The organism is Kitasatospora sp. NPDC004531, from assembly GCF_053602195.1.
Genome location: NZ_JBSGDD010000026.1, coordinates 20,885 through 39,039 on the forward strand (window position 1 = coordinate 20,885; position 18,155 = coordinate 39,039).

Consider the following 18,155-nt stretch of genomic DNA (forward strand, 5'->3'; position numbering starts at 1 on the left):
CAACTATCTCGGCACGAGCACACGGAGACGGCACCCTGCTCCCGCCCCACACCCAGTACACGCAACCACCCACCCGGATCCGGACGCCCGCGCGAAAAAACTTCCCGCCACCCCCAAAAAATCCCTGCCCGCTCCCCGCCACCAGCCCCAACACGGCGTACCCACCCCAGCCCCGGGGATCGGGGATCGGGGATCGGGGATCGGGTGAGAACACCACGGTCTCACCGAGAACACCACAGGACCGACCCAACCGATCGCTGCGGCCGCCGGCGGCATCCACCTCCCCCACGACCTGCCGCCACTGCACCCCCGGACCGCGGACGTGGTCGCCATCATCTGGGAAGCCCGACGCCTGACCCCCCCTTGACCGCACACCCCACAGCCCCTCTCATGGAAGGACGGCGGGGAGGTGGTCACGGTGGCCGACGGACCGAATGACGGACGCGACGTACCGGGGACGGTGATGGCCGTGGTGCTGGCGGTGATCGTGCTCGCCCTGATGCTCTGGGGGGCGGCCGCGAACGACGCCCCGCCCGGCCGGTCCGGCTGCACGGCCTCCTGCGACTGGCACTGAGCCTGCGCCTCTCGACCCTCGGCGATGGCCCTTTTTGAGCACCCCTTGGGGGGACTGTCCCCACATGGGCGAGTGCCAGGTGGACCTGAGGAGCGTGTTGCCGCACGGCTGGTCCTTGTGGCCGTGACTTCTCGTGCCTCATGTCGCCGATCACTGACATCTCACGTCGCGGACCACTGATGTTCTGACGTCGTCCGACACGCGCTCGGGGCCGCGGCCGAACGCGACACGTACGAGGTTCTCCGGCCGGGCCGCCCGCCGGAGAAGCGAGGATGACGTGGGGCGGGGCCGGATCGACCCCGCCCTCTCGTGTCCCGGGCAGGCTCTCTACAAGCTCCGTCCACCCGCACAGCCGCCGTTCCTTCCGGGCGGTGTCGACCAGGACGACCGGGCACCGGAACTGAGCCGGGCGCAGCCCGGTGAACACCTCGATGAGCTCACGGCGCTCCGCCGACAGCACCTGCGCATCCAGACCGACGCTGCCCGGCCCACGGAGTTACGAGACAGCCTTTGGACGCGCCCAGGGCCGGCCTGTCGCCCCGGCCGCACCGGGTGTCTGGAGCGGCTTCCGTCGTCCCCGGGCGAACGGTGGAAAGTGGCCCCACCCTCAACGGGCAGTCGGCAGGTCGGCTCGCCGCCGCCGGCCTCTTCTCGCTGGCTGCGCTTGTGTCCGGGCTGTCTACGGGCCTGATGGTCGAGCACCTGGCGGGTCCGCTTCCCGCCGTTGTGGTGGACTTCAGGCCGCCGCGGACCTGGGCTCGGCGGCCTGGTCGTCGTCGCCCGCCGCCCGGCCGGAGAGCGGGACGGCGCAGCTGGAAACAGAACCACCGCGGTCGCCGACAGGCGGATGCGAGGAGAGGTCGAGCGTCGGTGAGCGGCCCGCCCCGAGCCAGCCGTGCCCGCCCTGCCACCGCCCGTCGTCAGGAGCGGGCCCGCCGTACTCGACGGCCTGGCCGTCGGGCGGTCGGCGGCGGCGAACAGCCCGCCGCGGGCGCGAACGCCGGGCGGGCTGGTCGGGGCCGGGTGGCAGGCCGGGTGGCGGGTGTCGGTCTGTCGGCCGGCCCGTGCCCGGGGCGCGCGGGAGGGGTGGGGCCGGTGGGCGGGCGGCCTGCTGGCGGCGTTGCCGGGGGCTGACGCCGGTCCGGGGGCGGGGCGGTGGCGGGCTCCGGTCGGGGGGCGTCAGCAGTTGGTGCCCAGGACGATCATGGAGGCGCTGTCTATCTGGCCGTACCAGTCGATGCAGTGGCCCTTCCCGTAGACGTACACCGGGCCGGCGTATCCGCCGTAGTACCCCTCGTCGACGGCCGCCCAGCCGGGATCGCCCGCCTGCGAGATCTTGACGACCATCCACGGCTTGCTGCCGTCGTTGTAGCGCGTGGTCACCGCGCAGTTCATGCCGTTGGAGGAGTTGTAGGTCAGGTAGAGCGTGCCGTTGCCGACGGGGGCCGAGTTGACCACCGAGTAGCCGGAGCCGCAGGCCCCGTTGTAGGGCGCCGCGAGGATCTGCTGCGGAGCTGCGGCGGCCGGGACGGTTCCCAGCACGGACAGCGCCGCCGCCCCGAGAGCGGCCTTCGTCGCCAGGGCCCTGCCGGAGCGGGCCTTGGTCTTCGGGCGGGCAGTGCGTGTGGTCATGCCGTTTCTCCCTTGTCGGTGGCATCGCTGTGCCTGGTCGCATCGGCGGGAGGGCCTCGCCTCGCCGACTGCTGTGGTGGGGCCGTCCCAGCGTCGTTCACCCGAGGGGGCGGCGTCTTGGACGAATGCGAATGCCGTTGACGGGCAGGCGCGTCGGACCGCTTCGGCACGGCGCCGGCGGGGGTTGTGGGTCGTCGAACAGCGGTTGGTGTTGAGGGGGCGGAAGCGGTCCGGGCGGACGGTGCGAGGTGGGCGCTTCTATCGCTGGGGTGGACCGGTCCGCCGTGTGCTTCGGGCCGGCTCTGCGGCCAGTACCGCGCTGGTGACCCGGCCCGTGAGGCGGTCGGTCGGCTCGGCCCGCGCCGGGCGGTCGCGGTGGCGGAAGAAGTCGGTGGGCGTTCGGCCGACCATGGCGCGGAAGGCCCGGTCGAGGTGCGCCTGGTCGTAGAAGCCGCACTCCGCCGCGATCCGGGCCCCGCTGCTCCGGGGCGAGGCGTCGAACGCCGCCAGGGTCCGCTGGAGCCGCAGGATCTGCGCGATCTGCTTCGGCGGCATGCCGAGTTGTTCCCGGAAGCGCAGTTCCAGCCGCCGCCGGCTCCACCCCGTCAGCTCGGCCAGCCGCTGGACCGGCGCCGCCCCGGCGGTCCGGCGGATCTCGTGCCACGCCGCGGTCACCGGGGGCGCCCACCGGCGGCCGGCCGACAGTCGCGTGGCGAAGAACGCGTCGAGCAGGGCGTGGCGCGCGTCCCAGCCGTCGGCGTCGGCCAACTGCTCGGCCAGGTGGCGTTCTCGACGGTGAAGCAGCTGCCCGATGTCGACCCACTGGTCTCCCAGCTCCGCGACAGCGGGACCGAAGATACCGTACGCGGCCTGCGGGGTCAGCGAAACCGCCACACCGGACAGCGAACCGCTGTGCTCGGCGACCGTCGCCGTCCGGCGCAGGCCTGCCACCATCGAGGAGAGCGGGACGACGGGCCCTCCCCGCACGGCGTCCGTGAGCCGCAGGGAGCCCTCGAAGCCGAAGGTCACCGTCAGCGCGTCCGTCGGCACTTCCAGGCGGCGCCTGAGCCGGCGCAGGTTCAGCCGGTAGCCCCGGTACCCGAGCACCTGCCCCCGCAGGCGGGTTTCCGGGAGCGCGTGGACCGTCTGCCACTCCCCGTCGGTCTCCGAGGATCCCTGATCCGTTCGCATGCCGTCCTCCTGTGGGAAAAGACGAGCTATTGGAATGTCCATGATGAACAGGCGGGCAGAAGCCCGGGGGAAAGACGGCGAGGTCGTCCGGTGACGTGCGTCGAGGAGTCCCCTCTGGCCGAAACGGCTCTTCGGCCGGATCCGCGGGTGCGGTCATGCGGGCCGGCGTCGGGCAGGGGGCAGGGTGGGGCGGTTGCCGCCGGGGCGGAGCCCGACGGGCCCGACGACGGCTTCGACGCTCCGGGGCTTCGCCCACCCCGGGCGCGGAGGCCGCTTCGGGCCCCGACCAGTGGATGCCGGCGCCCCGCCGACCGTCCTGCCGCTCTCGGCCGCCGCCGACGCGACGGTGCCGCACGCCACCGCGTTCAGCCCCGCACCGGCCGCTGGCACACCCACGCCCACGGACCCCCGGGCGCCGCCCACTCGGGTGGCGGCCATCACCGCGACTCCGCGCACCGGCACCAGAGGCCGCGCGGTTCGGCCGCCGACTCGCAACGGCCGTGTCGCACCGACCGGCGGGCGGGGTGCGGGTCCCGGCCGGGGCCTGGCCCCGCTCCGCGCCGGGTGGCTCGTGTCGGCTACTGTCTGCCATCATGCGGAAGATCGCAAAGATCGCGGCATCCATAGTCATCATCGGCCTGTCCGGCCTGGTGACAGGGTGTTCATCCGCCCAGCCCGAGGTCGCCCGGCCTGCTCCATCGATGTCCGCACCGGTTTTTTCGTCACTCTCCGTGTCGGCCGCGCCGGTGGTGGCGGACCGGTTCCAGTCCGTCAACGCCGGCGCCGCCGCTTTCGTGAACATCGCCCACCGCGGCGGCCGGCCGTCGGCGGAGACCTGCGCCGCACAGTGGAACGAACTGTCGCCGTCGAAGCAGGCGAGTCCGGACCGGGCCGGCTTCGACGCGGGCTGCTACGGCGATGCCCAGCCGGAGACCATCGCCTTCGGCGCCGACAGCACCCCCGGCACCGCTCCCTGACCCTCGGGCCCGGCGCACCGGCCGCAACAGCGGGCGGGCACAAGCCGGCCGGCACTGCCTCCCCTCCCCCGCCGGTCAAGACCACATGCCAATCGGCCAGGGTCACCCGTCAGAGGACATGCAGCCGGCGGGTCCATGCCTCGCACGACAGGGCGGGCTGTCGACCATCGCATTCCACTGAACCGAATGATCACGCAATGGCCGAACCTCGGCTCAGGAGTTCGAGGCCGATGCGCCGCCGGGAACACCAGCAGGCCGTTCCGCACGGTCGTGGGGTCGGCGAGGAAGCAGCCGTCGTGGACGGCGACCCATCCGTCGCCGCCGTCCAGGCCCCGTTCGACCCGGCCGACCTGGCGGCCCTCGCCGAGAACGACCTGGACGTCCGGCCGCACCGTCCACCCCACAAGCGCCCAGTGGCAGCCGAAGGCGCTCGTCGAGCGGAACGTGGACATCCCGTCCCCCGGAGCAGGCCGCGCAGCATCAGGCCCCTCGGCACCGCCACCGTCCCCGCGCAGCCGGCACTCGGCCCCGGGTGCCGACGACGCGGGCGCGGCAGACGTGACCGGTGTTTCTCCCCAGGGTGCTGGAGGCGGAAGAGCGCGGTCCGCCGACAATGTCGCAGTTTCCCCCGGGGCGGAACGGTGTGCGGCCGGGGCTCCCCGGGACCGCCCGGACCGGTCCCGGGGCGCGCGGTTCCTCCCCAGGGATTCGGTGCGCGGCGCCGGGGCGGGCGCACCGGAGCGCAGCGCGTGGCGGGATCGGCCGGCGCGAGGGCCGTGAGCAGGCCGGCGACGAACCGCTCACGGCCCTCGCGCCGGCGCGTTCTTCGGCGAGCACTGCGGCCGGGACCCGCCGATCGACGACGGCCTCCGGCAGCCGGCGCAGCTCGGCCGGACCGACGGCCTCGGCCGCCCGCCGCGCCGGGCGGTCGGGGTCGAAACCGTGCGTCGCGGCGAAGCCGGGCCGGGGGTTGTGCGGTCGCCGACAGGCCGTTCCGGTCATTCGGTGGCCGATACCCGCGGAGGATCGCCTTCTTTCCCGGATGCCGCACCCCGGGGTGCGGAGGCTGTCATGCTGACATCAGAGGAATGTGACATTTCACATTCCTCCGATCCTCCCATCCCGCCCCCGAGGAGAGACACCCATGAAGACCACCGTCATCGCCGTCGCCGCCGCGGCGGCCCTGACCGCCCTGGCCACCGCCCAGGGGGCCGCCGCCGCGCCGAGCGGCCCGGTCGGCCCGGTCGTGACCTGCGGCGCCCCTGGCGCGCCCGGCCCGCTGCTGACCCGGGCCTGCGTCGAGGTGACCGGCGACCAGGTCCGCTTCTACGGGGTGGCCACGCCCGGCGACCCGTCCTGGCAGCCCCGGCTCCTCGGCTTCACCGTCTCCGGCACGGTCGTCGGCAGCGCCCCCCTCGCCCCCGCCCACCCGGGCCTCATCGTCCAGGCCGGCGCGAACCAGGTCGGCAGCGTCTTCTCCAGCGCCCCGTGCGGCGCCACCGTCAGCACCGCCTTCTCGGTGGCCCAGCCCGGCTGGCCCACCTCGACCGCCACCGTCTCCACCGTGGTGGCCTGCTGACGCCGGACTCCCGCAGGTGTGCCCCGGCCTCCCGGGGCACACCCCGCCACCGGCCCCTCCGGGGGTCCTCCAGCGACAGCAGGTCCACCGGTACCCGCCGAGCCGGCCGACGCCGCGCAGCCCGAGCACAGGGCCGGCCGCCGCAACAACGCCCCGACCCACCGGACCCCGACCGGGCGGCGCCGGCGGTGTCACGCGGGTCATTCCGAAGACCCGCCGGAAGCCGGATCTCGGGAGCGCCCTTGTGTGCCTGCCGACGTCCGCGCAGTCCGTCCTGGACGATCCCGGTCGGTTCGGCATTCCGGGCCGGTCGAGCAGTTGGCGGGACGAGTCCAGGGGCCCCGACTGCCGAACAGCCTTCGAGGAGCCCGCAGATCTCCCGCTCCGCTCCTTGCGAGTGCCGTCGAGCTTGTCTTCCTTCTCGGCCCCGCCGGGCCACGGTCCAGCGTTGGTCGCGAGTGCGAAGTCGATCTCGACGAAGGGGTTGCCGTCTCGGAGGAGTTCGAGCTCCTCCCCGACCGGTGCGGACCGGGCCCGAGGCCGGGTTCGCAGGTGCTGAGTGGCCGGCAACCGCAGCCCACCTGATTTCGGCGAGCGGATGGAACTCGAAGATCGGACAGCGGCCGCAACCAAGTACCAGGCCCCGGCGCAGCACGCCTTGCCTCGCCCATTCGTCGATCTGTGTGCGCGCCGCGCGGGAGCGTCCCGATCGGCCTCCTCCTGTACGACGACCGCTTCCCGGGACGGCACGACGGCGGACTTCGGCTCCCAAAAGCTGTCCTGGGGCAGGTCCTTGCGGGAATCGTCGGGCAAGAAGAGGCACCAGGTGGTCATCCTTTCCGCTCCGCCTGGTGCCGCGACCCTGCCCTGCCGTTCGGGTACTTCGCCCGGTGCCAGGAAGTACCCGGAGAAGTAGTCGGCGCCTATGGACAGTGGACCAACCGCACGCCGAGCCGGCCGAACACCCGACCGGGCGCCGGGGCTGGCCTTCCCGGGCAGGTTCGACAAAGGCAGCCGGGCCGGCGCAAGCCGATCGGGCTGCTGCCCGAACCGCCGGTGGGAAGAGGACCGGCTCAGCCCTGTTCCATGCCGACGAGCGTTTCGTCACGCCGTTGTGCGGCAGGATGGGGAACCACGGCACCCGAGGCGTTGCGCAGCTGCGGCAGCTCCATCATCAGGGTCATCAGGTCGACCGGCGGGTTGTGACCTCCGGACCGCTTCCGGAGGAATTCCCTGAGGTGGATCTTTCGGGCCGGGATCGTGCGGGCTCCGTCGAGGACGCCACTGGCGACAAGTTCCTCGGCAAGTGCCGGCAGCTGGGTCATGTACTCGCTGAAGACGGCCTCCGCAGCCTCGTCGATTGCGCTGATGGCCTCGTGCACCGCACGCATCCGAATCCGGTGCGCCTCGTAGTCGCGTTCGTCCGAGCGTGGCAGCAGCCGCTCGGCTGCCCTGCGTCGGGCCTGGGAGTCCTTGGCCTCGCGGAAGGACGGCTCGTCCTGCAGCAGGCGCGAAAGCCGCGCAACCTCTGCCTGTTCGCCCTTCGCATGGTCTGTACGAATCCGCTCGACGGCGTTGTCCTGCTCCTCCTGCGCCTTTTCGGCGTCGGCCGCCAGGTCCTTGGCCCAGGAGGCCTGGCGGGACCAGAACACGGCGATGCCGTCCAGGACGGCGCAGAGCTGTACTTCCTCCACCTGTCCATCGCGACGCCTGGCTCGGCGCCGCATGCGTTCGATCGCCTCCCCACCGCTCTCGCGCCCCAGTGGGGAATCGGGGTCGTCGTACTCCTCGAAGACATCGGCCAGGAAGTCGTCGGCGTCGAAGGTGGTCGTGCGATGGAACAGCACCCGGGCACCGGCCGCATGTGCGAGGGCGCAGAATTCGTCTGCTGTCACCGCTTCGCCGTCCACATCTGCACGACCTGGGTGGTCCTCCGGTAGAGCTGGAATCACGTGCAGGCCGTACTCACCCGCCAAGACGGGCAAACGATCGCGCAGCTCAACGAGAACAGCGTCGTCCTTCATATCGACACCTCCATTACTCAATGCTTTACTTCCCTGACGATAAGCGACGGCCCTGACGTCGCGTCACCCGCCCTGCGGGCGACCACATGGATGAATCGGAGCTGCCGGCCGGCACCGCCCCGATCGAGGACCTCATCCAGCGGTGGACGGAGCTATAGGGCAATCGAAGAAATTTCGTCTCGGGCGCGGCGGGCTTGGTGGTGTCGGCCATCGCGCGGTGCCTTCCGGTGTCCGGGGTGGTCGACCGACGCAGCGGTTCCGACGGAGCGGCGGGACCGCCGTCGCGGGCCTCGGTACGGGCCCGCTCGGCAAGGCTGGCCTGCGCGACGTCGCAGCCGGCCATCCGCCCGCTGTCGAGGTCGTCGCTGTGCTCGTCGGGACAGCGCCAGGTGGTGCTTTCGGCGACGGCCAAGGCCCGGTCGAGGACGTCGTACTCCAACCGGGAGATGGCGGCCGACGCCTGCTCGGGGTGTGGTCGGTGGCCGTGGCGAGCTGGTCAGCAGGGTGCGGCCATTGCCGTGCAGCGCGGACTCCAGGAGAGCGAGCGCGGGGCGGCCCGGGGCAGTGGTGCTACTGAAGTCCTGCGGGGCGCGGGTCAGCCGGTGACGATCTCGGCGTGCCGGGTGAGCGCGTCCAGGAGCGCGGTCTGCTGGTCGGTCAGCTTGCCGTCGGTGCGGGCCTTGCCCTGCTTGCGCAGCCAGGTGCCGGGGCGGAACGCCGGGTCGTCGCCGAGGCCGGTGCGGTTGGCGGGGCCGGCCAAGCTGCCGCCGGCGGCGAGGTAGGCGAGCAGGCGGCGGTAGGAGCGGTTCCAGTCCGGCTCCAGCCGCCACAGCTCGTCCAGGCCGTCGAGCTTCGCCAGCTGGTCGGTGGTGAGGTTCTCGGCCTTGCGCTGGCGGCGCATCCATGCGCCGACCGCGTAGTCGTCCAGTCTGGTGGTGGCGGGGATCGCCAGGTGGCCGTGCCGGCGGTGGAACGCGGCGGCGTACGCGGCCCCGCGTTCCCACGCGCCCGCGTTCTTCGACCAGATCATGCCGAGCGCGTCCAACTCGCTGACGCGGGCCGGGTCCAGGAGCTGCTGGCCGCCCAGGTGGCGCTGGCGGGCGAGCCAGGAGACCAGCTCGGCGTGCTTCTCGCGGTCGGTGGGGTCGAGGTGGCCGTGCTGGAGGCGGAACGCGGTGGCGACGGCGTGCATCCGCTGCCACTCGACCGAGCGCGGGTGGAACGCCCGCAGCTTCACCGTCTGCAGGATCTTCGCCGCGTGCTGCTTCGCGTTGATCCGCAGCCACTCGATCGGCGACTCCACCGGCCCCGCCGGCTGCTGCTCGGCCGCCCCGGCCTCGGCGGCCGTGGTCGTGGTGGTGTGCACGGCGCCCTGGAAGCGGTGGGCGCGCAGTTCGGTGATCCGGCCAACGACCCGGGCGTCGTGCGCGGCAAGGGCGCGCAGGACCCGCCAGATGGTGCGGAACGAGCTGGCCTCGATCTCGGCGTCGGCCTCCGCCTTCACCGCCTCGCCGGCGTCGTGGACCTCGGCCGGGTCCGCGGTGGCGGTGTCGTCGCCGACCTCCGGCGTCGGGAGGTGGACCGGGATGACGACCCAGCTGACCTTGCCCTGCCGGTAGGACTGGCGCAGCGCGCGGCCGACGGCCTGGACGATGTCGATGACCGAGCTCTTGGGGTCGGCGAAGCAGACGGCGTCCACGGCGGCGACGTCGATTCCTTCTGTCAGGAGCCGGCTGTTGCAGAGGATGCCGCACTCCTCGCCGTCCTCGCCGGTGTGGGCCTTGAACTCCGCGAACGCCGCCCGGCGGTCCTTGAGCCGGTCGGTGCCGGCCACGGCCTTCGCCCAGACCCGCTCCGGGCGCTCCGCGTCAGGCAGCAGCTCCGAGGCCACCGGCAGGGAACTCGCGAACTCCCGCGCTGCCGACACCCGCGAGTGGAACGTGATGACCCGTCGCAGCCCGAGGTCGGCGACCGCGCGCAGCACCGCGATCTGCAGGGCCAGGCGCAGGAGTTCCTCGTTCGAGCGCTGGGAGCGCAGGTCCGCGACGGCCGGGAGGTTCAGCAGTTCGCGCAGGTCCTCGTCGGTGACGACGGGGACCAGGACGCGGTAGTCGGCGAGGTAGCCGTGCTCGATCCCCTGCCCGAGCGTCCAGGTGTAGACGGTCTTGCCGTAGATCGTCTCGTCGTCCATCGAGCACAACGCCGGCAGCGCCCCGACACCCTCGCCGCCCGGGGCGACCCGGTCCACCAGAGCCGTGTCGGCGGTGAGGTCGGCCAGGCCGTCCTTCGCGCGCTGGTCGTCCGCGATCCGCGGCGTGGCGGTGAAGTACAGCCGGCGCTTCGCCGGGACCTGGGCGTCATTGTGGATCGCGGCCCACGCTTTCCCTTCCGAACCGGCCGTGCGGTGGGCCTCGTCGATGACCACCAGGTCCCACGGGGCCAGGCCGAGGTCGCGGTGGGCCTGGACGATGCGCTTCAGCGAGGCGTAGGTCGCGTACACGGTGACCGGCTGGTTGTCGGGGGCGCCGTTGACCAGGTCGGCGATCCGGGCCGCCTGGGTGGTCACCTCGGCGTGGATCCGGCCGCCGGCCTCCGCGCTCTCCAGCGCCTCCTCCCGCGAGCACGCCGCCACCGCCAGGCCCCGGCGACCTCCGCGCAGCGACCAGGCCTCGGCGGTCTGCTCCAGCAGCTCGATCGTCGGCACCAGCACCAGCACCCGGCCCCGGGCGGCCAGGCGGCGGGCGCAGCCGGCGGCGATCAGGGTTTTGCCGGAGCCGGTCGCCGCGACGACGGTGGCGCGGCCGCCGTCCTTCACCTCGTGCACCGCGGCCGCGACCGCGTCCTTCTGGAACCAGTGCAACGGCAGCGGGTTCACCATCGCAGGCCGGGAGGGCTGGCACGGAGCCGGCGGCTGGATGGTGGCGGTGGTCTCCACGGTCTTCTCCTTCGGATGCCGCGAAGCGGTCTGGTAAGTCGGGCCCCGCTTGACTGCGGGGCAGGGCGGGAACCTCCTCCCCTCGGTGAGGGGGTTCCCACATCGTCCTGTCGCGGGGCGCCACCCGGCCGAGGGGCTCGTGGGGGAGGTCTCGGCGGTCCTGCTGGCGGACGGTCGTACCAAGCGGGCCGATTCGCGGATATCAGTGGGCCGGGGCGGTGGCCATGGCATTCACGGTCGAGCCGTCTTGGCTCTTACGGACGTGCATTTGGGTGGGGATGCGCCGTCGCAGGTCCGCGACGTGGCTGACGACTCCGACGGTGCGGCTGTAGGAGCGCAGTTCGTCGAGTACTTCGAGGATTTCCTCCAGGGTCTCGTCGTCGAGGCTGCCGAAGCCCTCGTCGATGAAAAGGGTGTCGAGCTGGCTGCCGCCGGCTTCCTGGGCGACCACGTCGGCGAGGCCGAGGGCCAGTGCGAGGGAGGCGAAGAAGGACTCGCCGCCGGAGAGGGTGGTGGTGTCGCGGGTCTGGCCGGTCCACTGGTCGAGGATCTCGAGGCCGAGGCCGGAGCGGCCGCGTCCGCTCGTGCGTGCGTCGGTGTGGGACAGCACGTAGCGGCCGGAGGACATGCGTTCCAAGCGGGTGTTGGCCGCCTTCGCCACCTCTTCCAGCCGGGCCGCCAGGACGTAGGCCTCCAGGTGCATGCGGTACTGGTTGTCGCCCGAGGTTCCTGCGGCGAGGTCTGCCAGGTGCTTGGCCACGTGGTGTTCTTCCAGGAGGGGTGCCAGTCGCCCGATGCCTTGTGCGAGGTCGTCGATCTGGCCGAGCAGCGCCTCGCGGCGGGCGCGGCTGGTGCTCTCGTCGATGGCCGCTGCCTCCAGGCGGTCCGCGGCGGCGGCGAGGATCGCCTCGGCGGTCTGTTCGTCGGCCGGTTCCGTGGCGGCGGCCTCGGCGAGATCCGGGTCCTGGAGTGTCGCCGCATGTGTGGCCCGGGCTGTTCGCCAGGTTTCCAGTTCGCTTTCCCGCGCTGCCAGTTCGGCACCGGGGATCATGGCGTGGCGGGCTTCCTCGGGTGTGGTGAATCCCGTGGCCGCGAGCGCGGTCGCGACGGTGCGGGCGGCGCGGTCCAGGTTCCCTGCGGCCGCTGCCGTCCGCTGGATCGCCGCCCGTGTCCGGGCGATCGCTTCCGCTTCGGCGGCGAGGTGGGCGCTGCGGGCAGCGATCGTCGGGGATCCGGCCAGGGCATGGGCAAGGCGCTGGGTGAGGGTCTCCTGCTCGGTGATCCAGGTCTCCTGGCGGCCGAGGTAGTCGCCGATCCGTCGGCCCAGGCCGGCGAGTTCGGATGTCCGGGTCGCGCGTGTCTCGTCGAAGGTACGCAGTTCCTCGTTCGCGGGCGCGGCGTCCGCCGCGGCGGTCAGGAGGTCCTTGTGGGTCTGTCGGTCGGCGCGGTGACGCTGCTGGAGGTCGGCGGTCGTCTGCCCGTCGGCCAGTTCCTGGGCCGAGGCCGCTTCGGCCATGAGCCGGACGAGGTCCTGTTCGGCTTCCTTGCAGGTCTGGTCGGCCTGCTGGTAAGCGTTCTCCGCGCGGGCCTCGTCCTCCCTGCTCGGGTGGTCGGCGGCGGCGGTCGCCGGCCGGGGGTGGACCGGTGAGCCGCAGACCAGGCAGGGCTCCTGGGGGCGCAGCCGGCCGGCGAGTTCACCGGCCATGCCGTCGATGCGGCGGTCCCGGATCCCGCGGGCGTGTGCCGCGCTGTGGATGACGGCTTCTTTGAGTTTGTCGGTGTCGGTCCGGGCCTTGGTGATCTCGGCGGCCAGGTCGTCGCGTCGGCGGGCTGCGGCGAGTTGCTGTTCGAGGTGCGGCAGGGTGGCGGCGAGTTTGTCTGCGTGGGCCTGCGCCAGCTGGGCTCGGTCGATCCGCGCGGTGTGCTCTGCGCGTCGGGTGTCTGCCTGGTCCAGCCAGTGGGCGATGTCGTCGTGGTCAGCCTGCGCCTGGTCCAGTTCGGCCTCGAGATCGGTGAGGGAGGCTGCCAGTTCTTCGGAGCGCTGTTCGTCGTGGCGAAGGGCGTCGAGGCGGCCGAGGTCGTTCTTCAGGTGGTTCTCGGCGGCGGTGAGGCTTTCTTCGGTGTCGTCGCGTCGGGGGTCTGGCAGTTGTGTCCTGGCCTGTGTCTCGGCGTGGTGCGCTTCCTGGTAGTCATGGTCCGCGTCGTCGAGGGCCTGGATGAGGGGCCGGATCTGCTCGGCGCGGCGACCGCGTTCCAGGGTCGTCTGCAGGTTTTCGAAGGCCGGGGCTTGCGCCTGCAGGTCCGACAGGGCTTGGGCTGCGGTGCGGTGGCGCCGCTGGCGCTCCGCCAGGACGCGGACCTGTGCTGTTCGGCTTTCTTGGGTGCTGTGCTCCCTGCGGGCGGCTTGCAGTGTGGCGGCGGTGCCCTGGTGGGCCTCGGCGGTGCGGTCGTGTACGGCCTGTGCCCAGGCGAGTGCCGTGGGGTGGGTGGTGTCGATGCTGTCCTCGGTGGGGGCCGGTTCCTCGACCGGGTCGGTGATCGGGGTGCCTGCGGTGTCCTGGATGCGGTCGATGTCGCGTAGGACGGCCCGGCGGGCGTCGTCGCAGCGCTGGCTGCTCTCCTTGGCGTGGTCGGTGAGCCAGCGGGCGATGTTGCGGAAGCGGTGGGTGCCGAAGAGGCGCCCCAGGACGGTGGCGCGGTCCTCGGCCTTGGCTCGCAGGAATCTCGCGAAGTCGCCTTGCGGCAGCAGGACCACTTGGCAGAACTGTTCGCGGTTCATGCCCAGCAGGGCTTCGATCTCGCGGGCGACTTCCTGGTGGGCGGTGGTGACCGGCTTCCACAGGGCTCGGCCGAGAGCGTCGTCGCCGTGCCGTTCCTCCAGAGCGGCCTTGGCCTGCGACCGCGTGGTGCCGGTTCCGTCACGCCGGGCCCGATCCTGCTGGGGAGTGCGCACGATTCTCAGGCGGCGCCCGGCCATGCTGAACTCCAGCTCGACCTGGGTGGGTGTGGCGGGGTCGGCGTGGTGGCTGCGCAGGGCGCTCTGGTGCCGTTCCCCCGGCACGTTGCCGTAGAGGGCGTAGCAGACGGCGTCGAAGATGGTGGATTTCCCCGCGCCGGTGGCGCCGTGCAGGAGGAACAGTCCGCCTTGGGAGAGTGTGTCGAAGTCGATGCTCTGCCGGGTGCGGAAGGGGCCGAAGGCCTGCAGGGCGAGGGTGTGCAGGCGCATCAGCGGGTTTCCTTCGCGGTGTCGTTCAGACGGGTGGCTTCGGCTGCTCGGCGCAGGAGGTCGTGTTCGGCGGGGGTGGGGGCGTGGCCGTTTCGGACGTGTTCGACGAATCCGGCGGTGATCTCGAGTTCGGTGCGGTGGCGGGTGCGTTCGGTGTAGGTGGTGCTGCTTTCCGGACCGCCGTCTTCGGGGGCGAAGGTGAGCTGGACGGTGTGGGGGAAGCGGGTGCGCAGGCGGTCCATGGCGTTGATGGGGCGTTGCGGGTCGGTGAGGGTGACGTGCAGCCATGCGTCGCGCAGGTGTTCGTGCCGGTGGTCGTTGAGCAGGGTGTCGAGGTGTCCGGTGAGGGTGTCCAGGGTTCGGGGGCGGGGGCAGGCGAGGGCTTCGGTGGTGAGGTTGGCGTCGGCGTCCAGGTCGACGAGCCAGGTGGTCTTGGCGTAGCCGGCTTCGGAGAAGGAGTAGGCGAGGGGGGATCCGCTGTAGCGGATGCGGTCGGTGACTTTCTGCGGGCGGTGGAGGTGGCCGAGGGCGACGTAGTCGATGCCTTCGAAGACGGCGGCGGGGACGGTGGGGATGCCGCCGGCGGTGATGTCGCGTTCGCTGTCACTGGTGTGGCCGCCGGTGACGAAGGCGTGGGCGAGGACGACGGAGCGGGTGCCCGCCGGGCGGGTGGCGAGGTCGGCGCGGACCCGGTCCATCGCGGCGCCGAGGACGGCCTGGTGAGTGGGTGTGTCGGCGGCCATCTCCTCGCGGGTCAGGAACGGTTCGAGGTAGGGCAGGCCGTAGAAGGCGACGGGTCCGTGCGCGTCGCGCAGCATCGCGGGTGTGTGGCAGGTCGCGGGGTCGGTGCGCAGGTGGATGCCGGCTCGTTCAATCAGGCGGGAGGTGACGCCGAGACGGCGGGGCGAGTCGTGGTTGCCGCTGATCATGATGACGGGGACGTGGAGGTCGGCCAGGCCGTTGAGGACGTGCTCGAAGAGGGCGACGGCGTCCAGTGATGGGATGGCCCGGTCGTGGATGTCGCCTGCGACGAGGACCGCGTTCACCTCTCGCTCCTGGACGATGGTCAGCAGGTGGTCGAGGAAGACGCGCTGGGCGTCGATGAGGGGCTCTCGGTGGAACGTCCGTCCGAGGTGCCAGTCCGAGGTGTGGAGCAATCGCATGGTCGCTGACCGTAGCCGTCCGGGTGTGGAGTGCGGGCCGACTTCGGTGTTTTGGTCCGCGCGGTGGTGATCTGTGGGAATTGCCCGGGCTGGAGGCCGCAGCACCGCCGCCACAGAGGCGTGAGCGGCGGGCGCGGGGGCAGGAGATTGTCAGTGCGGCGGGAAAGAATATGGCCAGAGAGGGGGAGAGATGACTTCCGAGCAAGGCTCTTTGCGTAGCGGTTTCCCTGCTCCGAACGGGTGCCGGTGGTGTGGCATCGACGAGCGGGTCCACGCACGGCAGTGGGTGGAGGAGGTGGGCTGGCATGCCTGGGCCTCCCCGACCGTTGAGCAGCGCAAGGCCCGGATGAAGGCACGGCGCGCCGCCCGGCTGCAGCAGGACGCGTTGTCCGGGAATGATCAGCCCGCACTTGCGCGCAATGCCACGAATACCGCCCTCAACTGCGACGGCACCTCGAAAGCGGAGTCAAGGGACGTGGCCAACTCGTAGACCATTTCGGGTTTACCGTCCGGGCTCTTGCTTCCCTTCTCCTTAATCATGTCCAGAATGTCCTTGCTGAATTTCCGGCCACCGCGGTGGGCCTTGAAGTCCGCGGCCTCCCAGGGCTGCTCGCCCTCATGGCGCGGCCACTTGCGGTTGGCCACTCGGGCCCACAGCCCGTCGTCGAAGAGTTCCTCGAGTTCGTTGAAGTTCTCGGCCTCGCCGACGAAGGACACCTGCGTCGCGGGATCGAGGCCGTAGTGGCGCAGCCGGTCGTCCTTGAAGAACTTGGCGACGTTGCGGCTGTCGGCGTCGACCAGCAGCATCACGGTGCGGCGCTGGGCGGCGAGGTAGCGGGCGAGGTGGAGGGCGCCTTCGTTGTTGTTGCAGGCCCACAGGGCGATGCCGGCCGCTTGCAGGGACAGCCCCTGCGAGAGGCGGAAGAGCACCGGGATGGCCTGCTGTTCGGTGGCTCCCTCGACGGCGAGGAAGCAGCGCTCGTGGAGCAGGACGGAGTTGCGCAGGCCGAGTGCGGAGGCGATCTTCCCGAGGTGCAGGTCGATGCCCTCGTGCGTGTCGTCTGCGAGGCGCTCGACGACGGTGCGGCCCGTTTCCAGGCGCAGGTGGACGACGTCGGCGATGTCCACGCCGTCGATGAGGTTCATCGAGTGGGTGGCCACGACGACCTTGACGGCTTCCGTCGCGCACTGGCGGCGGATGAGGTCCATCACGGTCCGCTGGTGGGTGTAGTCCAGGTGGGTGTCGGGCTCGTCGTAGACGACGATCGTCTGGACGGGCGGCATGTCGTCCTCGTCCGGTCGGGGCTCTTCCAGGAGTTTGCTGGTCCACTCCCAGACGGCGAGGGCGATCCGACGGTTGCTGCCGCGACCGGACCTGGAGAGGTCGACCCGCTCGCCGTGGGCGCGGGAGATGTGCAGGTGCGCGTGCTTGAAGCCGTGGGAGAAGGAAACCTCCGGTTCGACGGAGACCTCCACGAGGTCCGGGCAGTGGGCCTTGATGTGCGCGCACAGGTCGGCGGCGTCGCCCTTGACCAGGTCGGTGACCTCGGTCTCGATCGTCCGCAGGCGGCCCTGCAGGCCGTCGTCTGCCAGATGGGCCTGGTAGCTGCCGGCCAGTGCTGTGTGGATGGCCCGGTCCGGGCTCTCGTCCTTCCCGCTGAACGACAGCAGCCTCGGCAGCCGCCGCGCCAACTGCTTGGGCAGGGTGGTCCATTCGGCCACCTGCGGAGACCGCGCCGCGTGTGCGGCGAGCGCCGCCTGCAGGTCGGCCTTGAGCCCTTTCCCCCCGACCTGCAGTCCGAAGGTCTCCGCCAGCTCCCTGAGAGCGGGTACGAGCAGCGAGTCGAGATCACGCAGCCTTGGGTCGCTCGGGAGCTGGGCCCAGTACTCGAGCACGGGCGCGCTGTCGCCCTCCACCCGGCGCCGGATCCTCAACTCGGCCGGGAAGCCCATCGCCTGCTCGGCGGCGTCCAGGGCGAAGCGGCCTTCGGCCCAGGTCGAGGCGCAGCGGGCCGGAGCGGCGGCGTCTGTCGGCGGGTTGGTGTAGGTCCGGTCCTGTTCGACCGGCCGGTATCCGCCGAGGAGGAAGTCGAGGGCAGCGAGCACTGCGCTCTTCCCGCCGTCGTTGTGGCCGGCCAGGATGGTCGGCGCGCTGACGGGGATGTTCTCGACCAGCGTCAGCGAGCGGAACCCGCTGACGGAGAAGTCCTTCAGGTGCACAGTTGCAGCCGCTCCGCTCTCCCCTGCCGCCGTGCCGTGTCGCAGGCAGCAACCAGCCTGCGACACAGGGCTCCTGACGCCGCCTCCGTCGCAGGTGACCATCGTAGGCTCATCGGCACGGCGCCCGTGCCGCGGCAGCGAAGGACCGGAAGCCACCGGACGGTGGGGCAACCTTTCGGCGGGCTCCGACCGCCGTGTCTGTTCCCAGCCGTGATGCGGCGTGATCTTCGGGTTCTCGGACGCCGGCCGGAGGTGGCGATCGCCGCCGATGTCTGCCATCGGGCGCTCCGGCGCCGGCCACGGAACGGCTCGGAGGGGCGGGCAGGCCGCGCGTCCACATCGCCGGGCTGTTGCCGTCCACGGGGGCTCTGTGATCGTTGCACTCGCACCCGGTGCTGGGCTGATCACGGGGCGGGCAGCGGGCTGTGGGGCTGCTGCGGCCGGCGTGGGTGCGGCGGCGCTTGTGGAGTTCTCCGAGGCTGCCCGCCTGTGGCCGGGTGTTCGCGTGACTGTGCGGTTCCCGGCGGCGGCTGCAGACATGTCGGCCGGTGCACTGGTCGGTGCGGAGTCGCTCGTGGAGGCGGTGGCGGCCGCGTTCTTCGGCTTCGCCGCTCTCGCTCTGCTGCCGGCCCGG

Annotated in this window: 11 protein-coding genes; 3 read left to right on the top strand and 8 right to left on the bottom strand. The window is 71.8% G+C overall.

Going from position 1 to position 18,155, the window contains the following annotated elements:
* Positions 1-418: 418 nt before the first annotated feature.
* On the top strand, positions 419-574 hold the full coding sequence (locus ACWEMJ_RS13790; protein WP_452137222.1) for a hypothetical protein: 156 nt from the start codon (positions 419-421) through the stop codon (positions 572-574).
* A gap of 1,179 nt (positions 575-1,753) precedes the next feature.
* Here ACWEMJ_RS13790 and ACWEMJ_RS13795 read toward each other — a convergent pair.
* Both ACWEMJ_RS13795 and ACWEMJ_RS13800 read right to left on the bottom strand, forming a co-directional pair.
* Entirely contained in the window at positions 1,754-2,206 is a 453-nt protein-coding gene (locus ACWEMJ_RS13795; protein ID WP_452137223.1) for a spore-associated protein A, read from the bottom strand.
* A gap of 258 nt (positions 2,207-2,464) precedes the next feature.
* Positions 2,465-3,397 carry a helix-turn-helix domain-containing protein gene (locus ACWEMJ_RS13800; protein WP_452137224.1) on the bottom strand — a complete coding sequence of 311 codons (933 nt, stop codon included), beginning with the start codon at positions 3,395-3,397 and terminating at the stop codon, positions 2,465-2,467.
* 593 nt (positions 3,398-3,990) lie between these two features.
* On the opposite strand from ACWEMJ_RS13800, the gene ACWEMJ_RS13805 reads away from it, so the two are divergent.
* On the top strand, positions 3,991-4,374 hold the full coding sequence (locus ACWEMJ_RS13805) for a hypothetical protein (protein ID WP_452137225.1): 384 nt from the start codon (positions 3,991-3,993) through the stop codon (positions 4,372-4,374).
* Between the two features lie 1,144 nt (positions 4,375-5,518).
* Positions 5,519-5,953 carry a hypothetical protein gene (locus ACWEMJ_RS13810; RefSeq protein WP_452137226.1) on the top strand — a complete coding sequence of 145 codons (435 nt, stop codon included), beginning with the start codon at positions 5,519-5,521 and terminating at the stop codon, positions 5,951-5,953.
* 1,073 nt (positions 5,954-7,026) lie between these two features.
* Here ACWEMJ_RS13810 and ACWEMJ_RS13815 read toward each other — a convergent pair.
* From ACWEMJ_RS13815 to ACWEMJ_RS13840, 6 genes are all read right to left on the bottom strand, one after another.
* The gene (locus tag ACWEMJ_RS13815) at positions 7,027-7,977 is read right to left on the bottom strand and encodes a hypothetical protein (RefSeq protein ID WP_452137227.1); all 951 of its coding nucleotides are present in this window, start codon (positions 7,975-7,977) and stop codon (positions 7,027-7,029) included.
* A 25-nt stretch (positions 7,978-8,002) separates the two neighbouring features.
* Positions 8,003-8,416: a hypothetical protein gene (locus tag ACWEMJ_RS13820; RefSeq protein WP_452137228.1), complete on the bottom strand. Its 414-nt coding sequence runs from the start codon at positions 8,414-8,416 to the stop codon at positions 8,003-8,005.
* Positions 8,417-8,572: 156 nt separating this feature from the next.
* Positions 8,573-10,912, bottom strand: coding sequence for a Helicase associated domain protein (locus ACWEMJ_RS13825; RefSeq protein ID WP_452137229.1), 2,340 nt, complete (start codon positions 10,910-10,912; stop codon positions 8,573-8,575).
* Between the two features lie 202 nt (positions 10,913-11,114).
* Positions 11,115-14,138: an AAA family ATPase gene (locus tag ACWEMJ_RS13830; RefSeq protein ID WP_452137230.1), complete on the bottom strand. Its 3,024-nt coding sequence runs from the start codon at positions 14,136-14,138 to the stop codon at positions 11,115-11,117.
* Complete coding sequence (locus ACWEMJ_RS13835; protein ID WP_452137231.1) at positions 14,138-15,301, bottom strand: exonuclease SbcCD subunit D; 1,164 nt, start codon at positions 15,299-15,301, stop codon at positions 14,138-14,140. Before ACWEMJ_RS13835 ends, ACWEMJ_RS13830 begins: the two co-directional genes overlap by 1 nt.
* 399 nt (positions 15,302-15,700) lie before the next feature.
* On the bottom strand, positions 15,701-17,800 hold the full coding sequence (locus tag ACWEMJ_RS13840; protein WP_452137232.1) for an ATP-dependent nuclease: 2,100 nt from the start codon (positions 17,798-17,800) through the stop codon (positions 15,701-15,703).
* Positions 17,801-18,155 lie beyond the last annotated feature (355 nt).